The 16,981-nt window shown below is 42.2% G+C and carries 15 protein-coding genes and 1 tRNA gene; 9 read left to right on the top strand and 7 right to left on the bottom strand.

What is annotated here, in order from left to right; genetic code table 11:
* Positions 1-5 precede the first annotated feature (5 nt).
* Positions 6-2,366 (bottom strand): translocation and assembly module lipoprotein TamL, encoded by a 2,361-nt coding sequence (gene tamL, locus BLS28_RS27060; protein ID WP_091175118.1) that lies wholly within the window; start codon positions 2,364-2,366, stop codon positions 6-8.
* Here tamL and BLS28_RS27055 point away from each other — a divergent pair.
* From BLS28_RS27055 to BLS28_RS27045, 3 genes are all read left to right on the top strand, one after another.
* Positions 2,357-3,106, top strand: coding sequence for a TrmH family RNA methyltransferase (locus tag BLS28_RS27055; RefSeq protein WP_091175116.1), 750 nt, complete (start codon positions 2,357-2,359; stop codon positions 3,104-3,106). The two genes, tamL and BLS28_RS27055, sit on opposite strands and share 10 nt — an antisense overlap.
* A gap of 46 nt (positions 3,107-3,152) precedes the next feature.
* A tRNA-Cys gene (locus tag BLS28_RS27050) sits at positions 3,153-3,223 on the top strand.
* A gap of 30 nt (positions 3,224-3,253) precedes the next feature.
* Positions 3,254-3,427 carry a spore protein gene (locus BLS28_RS27045; protein ID WP_090527770.1) on the top strand — a complete coding sequence of 58 codons (174 nt, stop codon included), beginning with the start codon at positions 3,254-3,256 and terminating at the stop codon, positions 3,425-3,427.
* Between the two features lie 242 nt (positions 3,428-3,669).
* On the opposite strand, the gene BLS28_RS27040 is transcribed toward BLS28_RS27045, so the two are convergent.
* Positions 3,670-4,719, bottom strand: coding sequence for a quinone-dependent dihydroorotate dehydrogenase (locus BLS28_RS27040; RefSeq protein ID WP_091175113.1), 1,050 nt, complete (start codon positions 4,717-4,719; stop codon positions 3,670-3,672).
* Between the two features lie 294 nt (positions 4,720-5,013).
* Between BLS28_RS27040 and BLS28_RS27035 the strand changes: the two genes are divergently transcribed.
* Both BLS28_RS27035 and BLS28_RS27030 read left to right on the top strand, forming a co-directional pair.
* Entirely contained in the window at positions 5,014-5,616 is a 603-nt protein-coding gene (locus tag BLS28_RS27035) for a DUF998 domain-containing protein (RefSeq protein ID WP_091175110.1), read from the top strand.
* Positions 5,617-5,639: 23 nt separating this feature from the next.
* Positions 5,640-6,002: a hypothetical protein gene (locus BLS28_RS27030; RefSeq protein WP_091175107.1), complete on the top strand. Its 363-nt coding sequence runs from the start codon at positions 5,640-5,642 to the stop codon at positions 6,000-6,002.
* A 150-nt stretch (positions 6,003-6,152) separates the two neighbouring features.
* Here the strand turns inward: BLS28_RS27030 and BLS28_RS27025 are convergent, their stop codons facing one another.
* Positions 6,153-6,575: a hypothetical protein gene (locus BLS28_RS27025; protein WP_129570539.1), complete on the bottom strand. Its 423-nt coding sequence runs from the start codon at positions 6,573-6,575 to the stop codon at positions 6,153-6,155.
* A 120-nt stretch (positions 6,576-6,695) separates the two neighbouring features.
* On the opposite strand from BLS28_RS27025, the gene purU reads away from it, so the two are divergent.
* Positions 6,696-7,520 (top strand): formyltetrahydrofolate deformylase, encoded by an 825-nt coding sequence (purU, locus tag BLS28_RS27020; protein ID WP_091175103.1) that lies wholly within the window; start codon positions 6,696-6,698, stop codon positions 7,518-7,520.
* Positions 7,521-7,756: 236 nt separating this feature from the next.
* Positions 7,757-8,638 (top strand): endonuclease/exonuclease/phosphatase family protein, encoded by an 882-nt coding sequence (locus tag BLS28_RS27015; RefSeq protein ID WP_091175100.1) that lies wholly within the window; start codon positions 7,757-7,759, stop codon positions 8,636-8,638.
* A gap of 53 nt (positions 8,639-8,691) precedes the next feature.
* Here the strand turns inward: BLS28_RS27015 and BLS28_RS27010 are convergent, their stop codons facing one another.
* Complete coding sequence (locus BLS28_RS27010; RefSeq protein WP_091175098.1) at positions 8,692-10,152, bottom strand: glycoside hydrolase family 30 protein; 1,461 nt, start codon at positions 10,150-10,152, stop codon at positions 8,692-8,694.
* 278 nt (positions 10,153-10,430) lie between these two features.
* Positions 10,431-10,811 carry a chorismate mutase gene (locus BLS28_RS27005; protein ID WP_091175095.1) on the bottom strand — a complete coding sequence of 127 codons (381 nt, stop codon included), beginning with the start codon at positions 10,809-10,811 and terminating at the stop codon, positions 10,431-10,433.
* Between the two features lie 315 nt (positions 10,812-11,126).
* Between BLS28_RS27005 and BLS28_RS27000 the strand changes: the two genes are divergently transcribed.
* A complete protein-coding gene (locus BLS28_RS27000; RefSeq protein WP_091175093.1) occupies positions 11,127-12,161 on the top strand; it encodes a sterol desaturase family protein in 1,035 nt (344 codons plus the stop codon).
* A gap of 122 nt (positions 12,162-12,283) precedes the next feature.
* Here the strand turns inward: BLS28_RS27000 and BLS28_RS26995 are convergent, their stop codons facing one another.
* Positions 12,284-13,267, bottom strand: a complete 984-nt coding sequence (locus BLS28_RS26995; protein ID WP_091175091.1) for a GlxA family transcriptional regulator — start codon at positions 13,265-13,267, stop codon at positions 12,284-12,286.
* A gap of 128 nt (positions 13,268-13,395) precedes the next feature.
* Positions 13,396-14,043: an ankyrin repeat domain-containing protein gene (locus tag BLS28_RS26990; RefSeq protein WP_090527806.1), complete on the bottom strand. Its 648-nt coding sequence runs from the start codon at positions 14,041-14,043 to the stop codon at positions 13,396-13,398.
* 274 nt (positions 14,044-14,317) lie between these two features.
* Here BLS28_RS26990 and BLS28_RS26985 point away from each other — a divergent pair, with 274 nt between their 5' ends.
* The gene (locus tag BLS28_RS26985; RefSeq protein ID WP_091175089.1) at positions 14,318-16,930 is read left to right on the top strand and encodes an FtsK/SpoIIIE family DNA translocase; all 2,613 of its coding nucleotides are present in this window, start codon (positions 14,318-14,320) and stop codon (positions 16,928-16,930) included.
* The last annotated feature ends 51 nt before the right edge of the window (positions 16,931-16,981 follow it).

Below are 16,981 nucleotides of genomic sequence, written 5' to 3'. Positions count from 1 at the left end.
AAATCTTAAAACGGTAATCCAATACCAAAGTTCAACTGCATAAAGTTGTAATCTTCTCCGTTGGCTGCTTTGTAAGCTTGTTTGAATGAACCTTTGCTAAACAGTTCGCCGGCATGGTTAATCAGCACCCATTGGTTAGCTCCGCTAAATTGCGGGTCTTTTAGTTTAAAGGCTGCATCGAGTCTAAAAACGAAGAAACTTAAATCAAACCTCAACCCAGTGCCGATACCTAAAGCCGTTGAGCTTAAAAAATTGTTCAGTTTAAACTGCCCGTTGGGGTTGTCAGGCTCGTCATGCAAGCGCCATACATTACCGGCATCAACAAAAACCGCACCTTTGAGTTTTGCACCAAAAAAGTTATTTGCCAACAGGTACCGGTACTCGGCATTGGTGATAAATTTAATCTCGCCAAACTGATCAAGATATTTCAGGCGTGCCCGGTTATTAACATCAGTTCCATAAAATGAAGCGCGGTTAAATTGTCCCGGGCCTAATGTGCGCGGCAGCCAGGCCCTGATATCATTGGCTCCACCTGCATAAAAATTCTTTTCAAAAATAAGCTGATTGCTATTACCGTAAGCGATGCCTATACCCGGGTTTATGCGGAAAACAAATTGTTTTTCGCCGCCAAAATTTCGGTAGATGCGCGTATCAAGCTCAACTTTGGTATACTGCGCAAAGGTATATCCAAAAAGCTTGTGTTGCCCAAGAGTATCTTTAGGAGCATTGGTGAGATTGCTTACCAGGTTAAGAAAATTTCCGCCAATATCTAAACTCCCCCGGAAATAGGTAAAGTTTTCATAACCATTAAGCTTTATGGCATTAACCTGGTAAGTGTATTGGCTACCGGATGTAAAAACCGTACGCCCGATTAAATAAACATAGGAGTACCTGTTTTGAGCAAGCAGCGCCGCCCTTGCAGCCGGATCAATTATACCTCTCGAAAACTCAATGTTAATGGGCGTAATAGTATGCGTTTTATACGGCGTATCAAAAAAGTCGTAAGTGATGGAATTGATAAAACTTTCGCGCTTAACCAAATCTTTTTGGTAAAACAATGAATAGTTTGATGAAAACGTGGTATGCGGAACCGCAAATTTACCAAGAAACGGAAATTTGAACGGAAGCAAAAGTCGCGGATAGACAAGCTGTGCCCCTACCCTAAACTCCTGGTTTTGAATACTGCTGTGATCATTACCAACAGTATTGCCGTTATCAAAAAGGATGCTCCAGTTAACTTTTAGCTGCAATATAGCAGCCTGTTTAAATAAATTCCTGTCGGTAAAAGTATTACCCACGTTATAACCAAAACGACCGCCGCTAAAAAGCACCTCACCCTCTACACGGTCACTCATCCGTTTAAGCGGCACAATATCTATCCGGGTATTAAGCCTGTTAGAGCTATCCTTCAGTTTTTCGTAAACGGGGTTGGGCACATTTCTGAAAACATTTAATTCTGATAAGCGAGTGGTGGTGCGTGTTTGCTTATCAATATCGTATATTTCGCCTTTTTTCTGAAAAACGTAATCGGTTACTACCCTTGGTTTAAACCTTTTTGAGTAGTCAACAAACCTGAATTGTGAATCAACCTGTATCGTATCAACTTTGCCCGGTGTACGCCCCTGGCTGTTTGATATCGTAATTAATGTATTGTTGATAGTATAAACCGGGTGCTGTGTTTTCCCCGCCGGATTATCAATGATCATTTTTACATCAACCACACTGCTGTTAAAGGTAGAATCATAGGTAAAATTGATATACTGCCTGTAAAAGTCGTAGTAGCCGTTATGCTTCATCAGCAAATAGAGCTGATCGCGGTCGTAAGCTAAACTATCAGTGTCAAACCTGCCGCCCGGCTGTATGTGTGATATCCTGTTGCGGTTACCATTATACAATGCTTTAATATTATTATCGGCAATACTATCAGTAAATTTGCGGATGCGGAACATAGGTCCCTCATTAGCAGTAAAAATCAGCTCAGCCTTTTGCTTTTTTATCACTACACTGTCGGTGACCTTTGCTTTGAGGTAACCACGGCTGCGGATGTATTTTTCCATCTGTACACGCGAGTACTCGATCAGGTTACTATCAACAACAACGGGGGCTTCGCCTATATTTTTTTTACCTTTATTGCTAAAAGTATAGTACAACTGCAGATTGAGCCAGTTATTGGGTTGTTGCTCCTTATCCACATAATTTATAGCGGTCTCGGCAAATTGCTCATCAATACCTTTTATAGTAATTTTGCGTATAAGCGCCTGATCTTTACGGATGCCACGGGTAATGCTGCAGCCCGAACCGATAATAACCAGTAAAATACTTAATATTGTAAGGCGGTAAACAGCAGGCTTAGTATATGCTTTCAAAATCACAGATCAGTTTATTAAAATCCTTACAACATAAAAAATTCCGTAAAGAGCATGGCTTGTTTTTGGTTGAGGGTTACAAATCAGTTGTTGAATTTGTAAACGCTGCATACCAGGTTGATGCTATATACCATACATCCGAAATTGCTCCAAAAATGATGAATTTATCCCGAAAAATAAATTTTCAGGAAATTTCATCTTCAGATCTGGAAAAGATCAGCAGTTTGAAAACCCCGCAGGATGTAATTGGTTTGATTAAAATACCAAAATGGCCCCGATTAAATTATAACTTACTGAAAAACAAGTTCTCGCTGATACTTGATGGGGTGCAGGACCCCGGCAATATGGGCACCATTATCCGCACGGCCGACTGGTTTGGCATTACCGATATTATCTGTTCTGACGATACCGTTGATGTTTATAACCCCAAAGTGGTACAGGCTACCATGGGCTCATTAGCTCGGGTAAACGTGCATTACGGCAATTTAACGACCATCCTCGCCGAAATAAAGCTTCCTTTATTTGGCGCCATGCTCGATGGCGAAAATATCTACAGCACCAATTTCGGCCATGAAGGTTTACTGGCTATGGGCAACGAGGGTAATGGCTTACGCCCTGAAATACAGCAGTTAATAAATAAAACAGTAACTATACCCCGGATAGGTTATGCCGAATCATTGAATGTAGCTATAGCTACGGCCATATTATGTTCAGAAATAAAAAGAAATTCGTTCAAATAAATTTGCCCGCTAAAAATAATTACTATCTTTGCAGTCCTTAAAAAAGGGTCGGATGGCCGAGTGGCTAGGCAGAGGTCTGCAAAACCTTTTACAGCGGTTCGAATCCGCTTCCGACCTCAGGGTTAAAAAAATTTAAAATAAAAGACAATGGGCGTTACTCGTTTAAAAAGAAAAGACAGGAGAAATAAAACTTTTTCACGCTTGGAAGTACAGTTCTTGAAACTGGCTACTAACCTTGAATACGGAAGCCGTTCTGCTGAGTCAAAACACAGCCAGATAGCTAAAAACAATGCAGCTTTAGATATCGCATTAGGCAAATAATTCTCTCTTTCTTCGGAAAAAAAATTTAAAGTCCTGCCGGTTTCCGGCGGGACTTTTTTTGCATTATGATTTTGAACCATGATTGTCAGGATTTGAGGATGGACTTGATATTTTCTTCCGAAGCCCATGTCCTTACGGATTCAGACAAAAATATCATTCAATAAACTAAAAGGCATAAGGTCTCCGCGAGGAAACGGGGATATCCGGCATCAAAATGTATATTTCAGGGCAATCCTCAAATACTAAGAATCACGGTTCAGAAGCTTCCTGTTAATCCTTCCAATCAGCCCAGGCCCTTCATAAATAAAGCCAGTATAAAGCTGTACCAAAGATGCACCTGCATTCAGCTTCTCAATGGCATCTTCGGCAGAGTGAATCCCCCCCACTCCGATGATGGGGAATGATCCGTTAGATTTTTTATGCAGATAAGCAATAACTTCTGTTGAGCGTTGGGTAAGTGGCTTACCACTCAAACCGCCGGTTTCTCCTTTTAATTTCGATGGAGATGAAAGGTTTTCACGGCTGATAGTGGTATTGGTGGCAATTACCCCGGCTATGCCTGTTTGCTGCACAATATCAACAATATCGTCCAGTTGGGAATCAGTTAAATCAGGCGCTATTTTTAGCAGGATAGGTCTGCTGATACCGTTTTTATTATTACGTTGCTGTAATGTATTCAAAATTTCCATCAAAGGTCCCTTTTCCTGCAGGGCACGCAAGCCCGGAGTATTGGGTGAACTTACGTTTACTACAAAATAATCAACTACATCAAACAGGCGGTCAAAGCATTTAATGTAGTCGTTAACAGCATCCTCATTAGGGGTAACCTTGTTTTTACCAATGTTGCCGCCAATGATCAGTTGTTTGTTGATATTTTTCTGATCGCGCCTGAAAGCTGCGATTCGTTCGGCAGCTATGTCTACACCAAAATTATTAAACCCCATGCGGTTAATGAGCGCGCTATCTTCCGGCAGGCGGAACATGCGTGGCTTTTCGTTACCAGGTTGCGGCAGCGGTGTAACAGTACCAATCTCAACAAAACCAAAACCAAGGTTGGCCATTTCGCCCATCATTTCGGCGTTTTTATCAAAACCTGCAGCCAGTCCAACCGGGTTCCTGAACTTCAGACCAAAAACCTCGCGTTCAAGCTTCGGATCTTTTACATCCCACATCGCTTTACTTAACGATGCACCACCCGGAAAACGATTAAAGCGCTTCAGGTTGCGGGTAACAAAGTAATGCACATTTTCCGGATCGAACTTAAACAGGATGGGTTTTATCAACTGATACATGCCGCGAAGTTAGCACATTTTTGTGATGGTGAATAAATGTATGGGTATAACCGGTATCTGTTTCATCTCTGTGATATTACGCTGTGTTGCCCCCCTCCCTGCCTGACAAGGGCGAAGTGCATCTAAATCAAATTCAGGTTTCGTCAATCCATTTTTAAACTAACACATTTTGGCGAAGCCATTAAAGAGTTTTGAAAAAATAAAATAAAAAACATAGTACTATGTATTGTATAGTACCATGTTTAATATTAACTTTGTTTTAGTCGAAAGAAAAACAAGTTGAATATTATTAAAATGGACACTAAACCGCTACTCTATACCGGCATCATTATTCCCATTGTATTTTGGCTTTCAACCATTGTTTGCGGGTTTGTGCATGGTAATTACAATCATTTCAGCAATACAATCAGTGAGCTGGGCGCTATCGGCACAAAATCTGAAACGCTGATGGAAACATTTACGCTGCTCAATACAGTGCTCAGCGTGTTTTTTATGGCGGGCCTGTTTATTGCTTGCAGCCAGTTGGGGCTTAATATCCTGCCGGTGTTTGGGGTGATAGGTTTCCCTATCATGTTTGGCTGGGCGGCTATATTTCATGCAGGCAACCCGCTGCATTCGGCATCCGGGCCGGTGTTTTTACTCCTTTACGCAGGTGCGCTGCTTTCTGCTATCTTATGGCGGGGAGAGGAGTTTAGACAGATCAGGAAGCTTTCGCTATTAAGCCTGGGTATTATGCTGCTCATCTTTATCCGCTTCATTCCTTCGGCTACTATTCAAAACAATTATACCGGGCTTATTCAAAGATTGGCCCACCTGGGTTGGTCGGTTTGGTTTATATCGCTCGGCTCCTGCTTTATTAAACTGCTCAACATCAAAGAGCAGCGTCAATTAAAATAATCAACATTAAAAAAAACAACAACATGAAAAAATTATTAGGTTATGTATTGGTTGTCATAGGTTTGATAGCCTTATTAGATGCCTGCCACATAGGCGGAAGGCATACAGTGATTTCTGAAAACGCTGATGGTAGAGTAAGACGGATTGAATACTGGGGGCACGTGTATTTTACCGCTGATAGCACGGGCATCAGCAGGATCTCGCCTAATGGGAAGGTAAAATACAAAAATAATGACTTTGAAATAAGTGCCGAAAGCGATTATAACGGGCGTATTACCTATCAGTTTAATGATGGCGAAAAGAAAAAAGAACTCGATAATAATGAGAAGTCCTCATTAGCAAGCGCCGTACGGGATATGATGAAGATAGGGCATTACGCTAAATAACTATTATATAAGGTAAGTGTAGCTTACAGTTTACTTACCCCCTCCTGTGTTCTTCTCTGCGTTGCAAAGCGGGCAAAAAACACCTCCTCTCTTTATGCTTATTTAGAGAGGAGGTAACGAGCATAGCGGTGCCGGGGGGAGTAACGGCAATTATTTCATCCGTACATATACCTCACTATACCCATCGGCTATATAAATCTCATTCAGGTAAAGCGTATCGTGCCTTATGAGGTATGAAACCGGGCGAGTATCAAGCGTAGGCCCGGAGATCAATAATATATCTGCCTTTTCTGTTGGGCTATATTGATAGTTTGGAGTAGTGCGAAAATTGCCGCTAATCTGTAGCACGTTGTTTTGGAACCTTTTGAAACTGCTATCAGCATAAAATTCATTTCGAATATTGTAGCCGCTGCTTTGTGGCGTAACGGTAAAGCCGCCAATACCGCCAACTGATTTTATCCAGCGCCATTTGCCAACAATACTGCTGCTGCCCGGGCCGGGAAGATCGCCTTTATTACAGGCGGTTATACTACCTAATAAAATTATGGATACTGCTAACAGGATAATTTTCATAATTGTGGGTTTATAAGATACCTTACGGTACAGCACATGGCTTTGCTACAATAAGTTGTAGAATAATTTAAAGAGAAATGCTTGTTATATATTCAGCAAAATTCTTTGTATCATTAAACCATGATTATTGTAATACAGTGTAAAGACAAAGTGGGCCTAGTGGCGGCCATATCTGCAACATTAGCCAAACACCTGCTCAATATAGTTTCCATGCGAGAGCATGTTGATCATAACGAAAATGTTTTTTTTACGCGCCTGGAAGTTGAACAAGGCGACGACGCCAGCCTCGAAGATTCATTACGTAAGATACTGCCCGAAGGGGCTTATATTTCAGTAAACCCTGAGCCCGTGAAGAAAGTGGTTGTACTGGCTACCAAAGAGTATCATTGCCTGAGCGATATCCTGGTGCGTAACCACTTTAATACCCTGGGCGCAAGTGTGCAATGCGTTATCGGTAATCACGCCAAGCTGCAAAACATATGCGAGCGATTTGACATTCCTTTTTATCATATCAGCCATGAGCAGGTAAGCAAGGCTGAATTTGAACAAAAGGTGATTGGTACCATTAAACGATATACTCCTGATTACGTGGTACTGGCTAAATTTATGCGGATCCTCTCACCCCAATTTGTGGCTGAATTTCCGATGAAGATCATTAATATCCATCACTCGTTTTTACCCGCGTTTATAGGTGCCAATCCCTATAAGCAGGCGTTTGAACGGGGTGTGAAACTCATAGGGGCAACAGCGCACTACGTATCAAATGAGTTGGACGAAGGGCCGATCATTGCCCAGCAAATTGTTCCGGTAAACCACTCATATAGCTGGACAGACATGGTAAAAGCCGGCCAGGAAGTGGAAACTGCCGTATTAGCCAAGGCCCTAAAGCTTGTTTTTGAAGACCGGGTATTTGTGTATAAGAACAAAACGGTAGTGTTTGAGTAAACTCACCCGCCAATGTTCGGGATAGTAGCGATACCAGCTAATGCCAGGCTAAGCTTGTTATCGGTGTCCTTGCATGTTTCTTTAAATTCTGAATAGAATTACTCCTGGCTTACAAAATTTTGAACCCTCGTAAGTTTTCGCCGGTTAAATACTCTTCAGTGTATAACTTATGTTATAACGTAATATTTACTTTTAACTTTGTTCAAGTGCCGTTGGCATCTTATCTAAATATTACTATGAAAAAACTACTTTCTTTATTATTTATGGCTATACTTTCTGTTTCAGCAAGTTATGGCCAACATCAGCTTACTATTGCCACGTATAATTTACGTAATGATAATGCCACAAATGATGATTCTGTACGAGGCAATGGCTGGAAACAGCGCCTGCCGGTTATAACGCAGCTCATCCGCTTTCATGACTGGGATATTTTTGGCACCCAGGAAGGCTTGGTACACCAGCTTGAGGGTTTAAAACAGGCCATGCCCCAGTACGTTTTTACCGGCATAGGCCGGGATGATGGTAAAACTGCCGGCGAGTTCTCGGCCATTTTTTACAAAAAGGATAAATTTAAACTGTTGAAACATGGCGATTTCTGGATGGCGCCGATTACCAACAAGCCCAACAAAGGCTGGGATGCCGCACTTCCAAGGATATGCTCATGGGGATATTTCCGGGAGAAAAAAACCGGTTACAAGTTTTACTACTTTAACCTGCATATGGACCATATAGGTGTGATTGCCCGCCGTGAGAGCGCAAAACTGGTATTGAAAAAAGTGAAAGAGTTAGGCGGTAACTCGCCTGCTATTTTATCGGGCGATTTTAATGTTGATCAAACGTCTGACAGCTACGCGGTAATCAATAACTCGGGGACGTTGAAGGATAGCTATGGGCTATCGCCCATAAAATATGCTACCAATGGTACTTTTAATGACTTCGATGCTAATGGTAAAACCAGCGGCCGTATCGATCATATTTTTGTAACCAAAGATTTTACGGTAAAGAGATACGGGATCTTAACGGATACCTACAGGGCAAAGGCTAAAGGATCGGATAAATATGAGGCTAAGGAGCCCAGCGACCATTTCCCGGTAATGATAATGGTGGATCATAAATGACCCACCATACCAGAGATTTAGTTGATTGATTGAACTAAAGATTTTTATAAAAATCACTTCACTATAAGTGTAGCAATTGAGTGCGGCAGGGCAGTAGTGCCTGCCGCTTTTCCTTTTATCCAAAGGCTGTAATCTATTTTTTCGTCGGTTTTGTTCATTACCACCACCGCAATTGAGCCATCGGGGTTTTGGTAAGCGGTTGTTAATAGCTTATCCCTGCTGGCCACCGCGCTAATGCGTTTTGCACCGGGGTGAATATATTTAGAGAAATGGCCTATGTAATAGTATGAACTGGTGTAGATGAGGCTTCCGTTGCGCAGGTCGGCATGTACCGGGGCAAAGCAAAAGTTACCTACGTGATTTGGCCCGCCGTTTTCGTCAAGCAAAACGTTCCAGTCGGTCCAGGCAACGGTACCGGCGTTAAAGTCATTGATCATTGAAAGGCCGTAACGTTCGCCAAGCGACCAGTCATTGATCTTGTTGAAATCAAATTTTTCGATACAACCTTCGGTAAATACCAGGTTTTTGCCGGGGAATGCTTCATGGGTACGGCGGGTAGCTTCAAAATTTTGGCCCGCCCCGGTCCAGGTTTCATACCAATGGAAACCGATACCCCAGATATATTTGGCCGCTGCAGGATCTTCCAGGATAGTGCTGGCACGTTGGTAAAGCAAATCTCGGTTATGGTCCCAAACTATCAGTTTTTTATCGGCCAGGCCTCGTTTTTGCAAGGTTGGGCCTAAAAAGTTCTTTACAAAATCACGCTCCTCTTCGGCAGTATACATGCATGATTCCCATGTTTGCTTAGCCATCGGTTCGTTTTGTACCGAAAGGCCCCATATAGGAACCCCTTCTTTTTCATAAGCTTTAATAAACTTAACGTAAAAGTTGGCCCAGCTTTGATCAAATTCCTTTTTGAGCTTACCTCCATGCAGTACATCGTTATTATCTTTCATAAAAGCAGGAGGGCTCCAGGGTGATACAAACATGGTCAGTTTACCTCCCGCAGCCGCTGCGGCCGCTTTAATAAAAGGAATCCGGTAGGTTTTATCATGACTAATATCAAAGGTTTTTAATTCCTTATCACCATCTTTTACATAACTGTAGCTATCGCTCGAAAAATCACAGCTTTGAATATTGGTGCGGCCAAAGGAGTAACCAATGCCTTTGGCTTTATTATAGTAAGCAGTTAAAAATTCCTTTTGTTTATCTTTTGGCAGTTTGGCATAAGTTTCGGCTGCCGCATCTGTAAGCGCACCGCCAATTCCTATCATCGTTTGGAATGTTTTGGACGGATCAATAAAAACTGCCACCTCTGTTTCTGCAGGTTGAGGCTTATCTGCAAACTTCAGGGTTTCGGTTTCTTTAAATTTATACCCGGCCTTTTGCTCAGAGACAATCACCTTGACCGATTTACCCATTACCGAATAAGGCGCTTTACCCTGGGCGCTGACAAAGCCAATCTTTAATAATCCGCCCGCGATGAAACAGGCAATTAAATACTTTTTTTGCATGAGTTTAATTAATAGGCTTACCGGCTTGGTTACAAGCCTGGACTGTGGCTAACCGGAGTTGTCAAATTTATTAAACTTAATTAAAAAAAAGCAAAAATCACGATATAAATTATCACCTCAAAAGGTCGTGCCGGGCAAATTGATACGCCTTAATACCAAATTTTATCTTAGTTTAATCAATTGATAATAAATACATTGAACGATAACTCGTATAGAAATAGCTTACAAATTTGATGCGCTAAAATGCTTTTTAAATTATAGTGTATTTTTTACACCGGCTATTGTTTTTGAGCCTTAATTTCTTCCTCAATGCGCAGACTTTCTTTATGGATAGCGTTCATAAGTTCTGTAATGAATGTGGCGGAGAGCCCCTCCTGTTTTCCGGCTTCGACAGTTTTCTCCAGTACCTGTTTAAAACGGTCGGCTTGGAGGGCCGGTATATTGTTTTTTGCTTTGTAAATGCCTATCTCTTTTACTACCCTCTCGCGTTCGCCCAATAAGGCTATCAATTTTTTATCGAGGGAATCAATTTTGATGCGGTTGTTTTGTAGCGGACTGTTGGCAGAAGTTTGGGGCAAAGGTGTTGATTGTGCGTTAACTAAACTGTACCGGATCATACACACTAAAAATAATATAAAAGCACGGTTAAATAATTTCATATCAGATGATTTTTTGAGGTAAATTTAGAGAAATAACCTTGCTGTTAATAGATTGTTTCGGGATTGATGCAGAGTTACTCACTCCTGGCATCACTACACTCGTTACCCTTTTTATTTGATGCTCCCTCATTTCTTTTCACTTTATTTAATAAGCTAATTTATCATTGATAATAAAAAGGACCGAAGAGCACAGGCAGGTCAGCCCTGATGTGTGATGTTGATATCCTTTCAAAGAATTTACATGTACCTACATATATACAAATTAATTTTCCTAAATTTGAATAAAACCTTTTACCGGTAAACCTAATTTTCGATATGGATTTTTTAAAAACGATATACGAGCATATTACAGGATTTTTTGGCCTCGGCGGATTGTATACCATCATCAAATCGGGCGATTATGGCAAACTGCTTACCTATGATGGCATTACGGCTTTATTGGGCCCTATGCTGCCTGTACTTTTGGTGTTTGAGATCATCAGGGGAGCCTTTTATAAAAAATTCAAGGTGATCCATTACAAGATCTCTTTTTGGACATATGTACTAAATGCTTTTATAGGCAGCGTACTTTCCATTGCCATGGTAGGTTTTTGTATCGGTTTTTTTTCGCGGTTTGCTATTTTCAAAACCACGTTTACCTGGTACTGGTTTATTTACGGCTATATAGTATGGGAGTTTGCTCATTTTTGGTATCACTACCTTGCGCACAAGGTGAGGATCCTGTGGTGCCTCCACTCAACCCATCACGCGCCCGAAAGCATGAACCTTTCAGTTACCTTTGCCCATTTCTTTCTTGAAGCGCCTTATGCAGATCTCATCCGCACCAGCATTTGTATTTTATTAGGTGTAAACCCGCCTATGCTGTTTGTAATTATGTTTATTGATGGATTTTGGGGATCTATGATCCACATTGGTGAAAACCTTATTGAAGATGGACGACTTGGCTTCCTCAACAGAATCGTACTTACACCATCGCATCACAGGGTACATCATGCGCGTAATCCATTATATATGGATACCAATTTCTGTAACTTGTTACCGATATGGGATAAAGTTTTCGGCACCTTCCAAAATGAAGACCGCAAGATCCCTATTGAATATGGCATCAGTCGCCCCATGATTAAAAACAGCTTTTTGGATGCTTATTTTGGCGAGATAATAGCGCTGGCCAAAGATGTACGCAAGGCGCCCGGTATTAAAAACAAGTTTCTGTACGTTATAATGCCACCCGGCTGGAGCCATACGGGCGATCATAAAATGACAACAGTGGTTAAAAAGACCTATTTTGAATCGCTTGGGGAGCAAGAAAAAACTGATAAGGTAAAAGAAAGTAAAGCTGAAGTTGTTTAAAACCCATACTATAAAAGTGTCATTGAGGTACGAAACAACGAGCCTCACCCAACCCTCTCCAAAGGAGAGGGCTTAAGAGTTTTTCAAGTCTCCCCTCCCGGGGGAGATTTACAGGGGGGCATTCAATTCTCCAGCACTGCCCTGCGGCAATATTTACTCCTGTAATCCTGCGGAGTTAAGCCTGTTATCCGTTTAAAGATCTTCCTGAACGTTTTCAGGTCGTTATAACCAACTTTGTACATCAGCTCGCTGATATTGAAATTGGTTTTCTCGAGGCCTTTTTTTACAGATTCGATCTTTACCTTTTGCAGGTATTCCATTGGCGTATTCTGCGTGGCACTTTTAAACCGGCGAATGAAATTACGCTTACTCATATTGGTTTGTCCGGCAATCTCCTCTACCGAAATAGGCAGGTGGTAATTATTTTCGATAAACAACTGCGAACGCATTATTTCCTGGTCTTCATGCTGATGCTGCCCTTCAAATACTTTAAAGTGCGCCTGGCTGGTACGGTCAATATCCAGCGAAAACATTTTACTTGCCCAAATACCGGTATCCCTGCCACAATATTTTTCAATCAGGTACAGGATCAGGTTCATGCTTGAAAAAGCACCGCCACTGGTATAAGTCCCGTCTTTATCGGTGGTTACCATATCGGGTAAAATATTCACATCCGGATAGCGGCGTTTCATATCATCAACAGCAACCCAATGTGTAGTACAGGGTTTGCCGTTAAGCACACCCGCTTCGGCCAAAAAATAACTACCGAAACACAGGCTGGCCACTTCCGCGCCCTTATTGTACATGTCCCTTATAAAATCAATCAGGTTTTTGTTTTTACGCATCACCAAATCAGGCGGACCATAAAACGCCGGGGCTATTACCAGATCGATATCTTTGATCTCATCAATGGTTTTAAAACCGGTAAACTGGGCAGGGAAATAAAGCAGGTTATTGTTTATTTTTTCGCCTACAAGCATTACACTAAAGGCCTCGGTTTTGCCGCTTTCTACCAAAAAACGGTTAGTATGCCTCACCATATCCAATACGCCCGATATGGTTGAAAGATTAATGTCTTCGTGAATAAGCAGCGCTATTTCTTTCATTTGTTATAATTCAGGTTATTACAAATATATAAAAGCCCCCGGTACGAAAACATGCGATAAGCCTTAAAAAACGCTCATCTTTAGTAAAAAGCTATCACTTAACCAGTTTAAAATTAAGCATTTAAACATCAACTCAAAATTTCAGCTATCTCTTCAAAACCTTTTTCGCGGGCCAGGTCGGCGGGGAGTTTGCCGCCTTCCATGCGTATAAAAAGCTCGGCACCATTTTCCAGCAACAGGATAATGAGTTCCAGGTTGCCATTTTGTGCAGCCGAATGCAGCGGTGTGGCACCGGCCTGCTGTATCACATTTACCTTCGCACCGTTTTCAATCAGCATACGGGCAATCTCAGTATAATTACCTGCCGCCGCCGAATGAATTGGAAACACGTTGAAACCATTATTTGATTGCAGGTTAACATTTGCGCCTTTGAGCACCAGGTAGCGCGCAACATCAAACTGCCCAAAATAACAGGCAAGCCCTAAAGCAGTAAAGCCATCTTCGGCGTAATCATCAAGAGTATTTGGGTTAGTAGTAACCAGGTGGGCAACCGTATCAAATTTGCCGGCCGCAGCCGCTTCAAACAAACTAATATCGTTTACATAGTTTAACAGTAAACCGGTAACCTCCGGCTTTTTATAATAGCACGAAAGCATAAGCGGCGATACCCTGAGGCTTGTTTTTTGAGTAGCCAGCGCAGGATCTCGGCCAAGCAGGGTATTGATACTATCTAAATCAGCTGAGGCGATATATTCTTCTAGTCTTTCTATGCTCATTACTTAGTTAAGTAAAGCGTTTACTATTAACGGCGCTACTATATTCACTTTGTTAAATTTACGTTTATGTTACGGGTAAATGTTGTTTTTCAATTATACTAAAAAATTAAAAATGTTGCCAATAAGTTATATAATCTGTTAACTTTATATTGATTCGGCCTGTAATTTTTTGCAGGTTACTGAATCTTATATAAAATATTTACCGGGTGTAACTGCAAAGTTCACATAGGTGAAATTTTACGTAAGTTTGCACATAAACGATTGTTACATCAGGATGCCGGCAAAAGGAAACCAGTTTAGATCAAATAATTTCAAGGGAGAAAATCAGCCTCGCCAAAGCGGCAAGGCCGAACAGGAACGGGCGAAAGGCAGGAAATTACCTAAACTGCCCAGCTTTGACTATGACTATGAAAACGGCAAGGCTGTTAAAATAGCAGGTTTGTTTTCACTGCTATTATCCATTTTTTTCCTCATTGCTTTTACATCATACCTGTTTACCTGGCAGGAAGACCAAAGCTATATTTCCAAAACAAACGGCGGCTGGCATAACCTTTCAACAGGCACTACCGTTCATGAAATTGCCGACCTGAGCGATCCAACCATCAGGGCGCAAAACTGGCTGGGCAAGTTTGGCGCGTTATTATCCAATCAGTTTATTTATGAGTGGTTTGGCGTAGCTTCATTCCTTTTTATTTTTGTTTTTTTTGTTGTAGGATATCGTCTGCTTTTTAAAGCGAGGCTATTTTCTATACGTAAAACACTTGCATATTCGTTATTCAGCATTGTTTTTATTTCTGTGGCGATAGCTTATTTTCATTCATTTGTGATTGATTATCCCCACTACCTTGAAGGCGGTTTCGGTTTTTGGACCAACCGCTTACTTGCGGCTCAGATAGGTGAAGCGGGTACCGGCGGATTGCTGGTGTTTTTGGCACTTACCGTATTGGTAATAGCCTATAACATCGACTTTAAAATACCCCAGCGTAAAAACCGCCCGGTTGCAGCAATGAGTGTTGATGAGATAGCACCTGAACCTGTTGAACTGATTGATGAAGAGCCGTCAATGCCGCTTGAATGGCCCCGGGGCAATAACAACATCCGCGAAACCCATGTAAGCAGCATCATGCCCGAGCCCATGGTACAGGAACCGCTTATACCTCCATCACCGCTTAGGCACCCTCCTATGGAGCAAATGCCCGGATATCATGAACCTGTGGTGTTGCGTCCTGAAAATACAATTAAACACGAACCCGAAGAGGAAGAAGAAATCCCACTCACCATTGATACCAACAGGCCTCTGCCCGAATTAAGTGTTGAACAGGCTGATGGAGCCAAACAGGATGACCTGCTAAGCAAATTTGGTATATATGACCACAAGCTCGATCTGGCTTCATACAAACTTCCGCACCTGGAGTTATTAGAAAACCACGGTTCAAACAAGATTTCGGTTAATGCCGAAGAGCTGGAAGCCAACAAGAATAAAATTGTTGAAACGCTGAACCATTACAACATCGAGATTGATAAGATCAAGGCAACCATTGGCCCAACGGTTACCTTATACGAGATCATCCCTGCCCCAGGTGTAAGGATCAGCAAGATCAAGAACCTGGAAGATGATATCGCACTAAGTTTAGCTGCATTAGGCATCCGTATCATTGCCCCTATGCCTGGCAAGGGAACCATCGGTATTGAAGTGCCTAATCAAAATCCCGAGATGGTTTCGATGCGCTCTATTCTATCCACGGAAAAATACCAGAATACCACGATGGACCTGCCTATCGCTTTAGGTAAAACCATATCTAACGAAGTTTTTATTGCCGATTTGGCCAAGATGCCACATTTACTGGTTGCCGGAGCCACCGGCCAGGGTAAATCGGTTGGTATTAACGCCATTCTGGTATCGCTGCTGTATAAAAAACACCCTGCCGAGCTCAAATTTGTACTGGTTGACCCTAAAAAGGTGGAACTTACGCTTTTCCGTAAGATAGAAAGGCACTTTTTGGCTAAGCTGCCTGATGATGGCGATGCCATCATCACCGATACCAAAAAGGTAGTAAACACGCTCAATTCGCTTTGTATTGAAATGGACCAGCGTTATGACTTGCTGAAAGACGCGCAGGTACGCAACCTGAAAGAGTACAACGCCAAATTTGTAAACCGTAAGATCAGCGACCCTGAAAAACATCGTTACCTGCCGTTTATAGTTTTGGTGATTGATGAGTTTGCCGATTTGATGATGACTGCCGGTAAAGAAGTAGAAATGCCTATTGCCCGTATTGCGCAGCTGGCACGTGCGGTGGGTATCCATTTGGTTATTGCAACGCAGCGCCCTTCTGTTAACATCATTACCGGTACTATCAAAGCCAACTTCCCGTCAAGGCTGGCCTTCAGGGTACTTTCTAAGATCGATTCGCGCACCATTCTGGATGCCGGCGGCGCTGATCAGTTGATCGGTCGTGGGGATATGCTATTTTCAACAGGTAGCGACCTGATCCGTTTACAGTGTGCATTTGTGGATACGCCGGAGGTTGAAGCTATATCTGATTTTATCGGCAACCAGAAAGGTTATCCATCGGCCATGTACCTGCCCGAATATGTGGGAGAAGGTGAAGCCAGCAGCGGCGCCAAAGAATATGACCCGGACGACCGCGACCCGATGTTTGAAGAAGCTGCCCGTTTAATTGTACTGCACCAACAAGGCTCAACATCGCTTATCCAACGCAAAATGAAACTGGGCTATAACCGCGCCGGCCGCATTATTGACCAGTTGGAAGCAGCCGGAATTGTAGGGCCGTTTGAAGGCAGCAAGGCCCGTGATGTACTCTATCCCGACGAATACAGCCTTGAGCGCTACCTCGAAACACTGCAAAAACCAATTAAAGATTAAACCAAGCAAAATTTAATTACTCTAATCCAATAACTATTAATAACAATAGTT

Source organism: Mucilaginibacter gossypii (assembly GCF_900100945.1).
Classification (GTDB): Bacteria; Bacteroidota; Bacteroidia; order Sphingobacteriales; family Sphingobacteriaceae; genus Mucilaginibacter; species Mucilaginibacter gossypii.
This window is presented reverse-complemented; position numbering and strand designations above follow the sequence as displayed.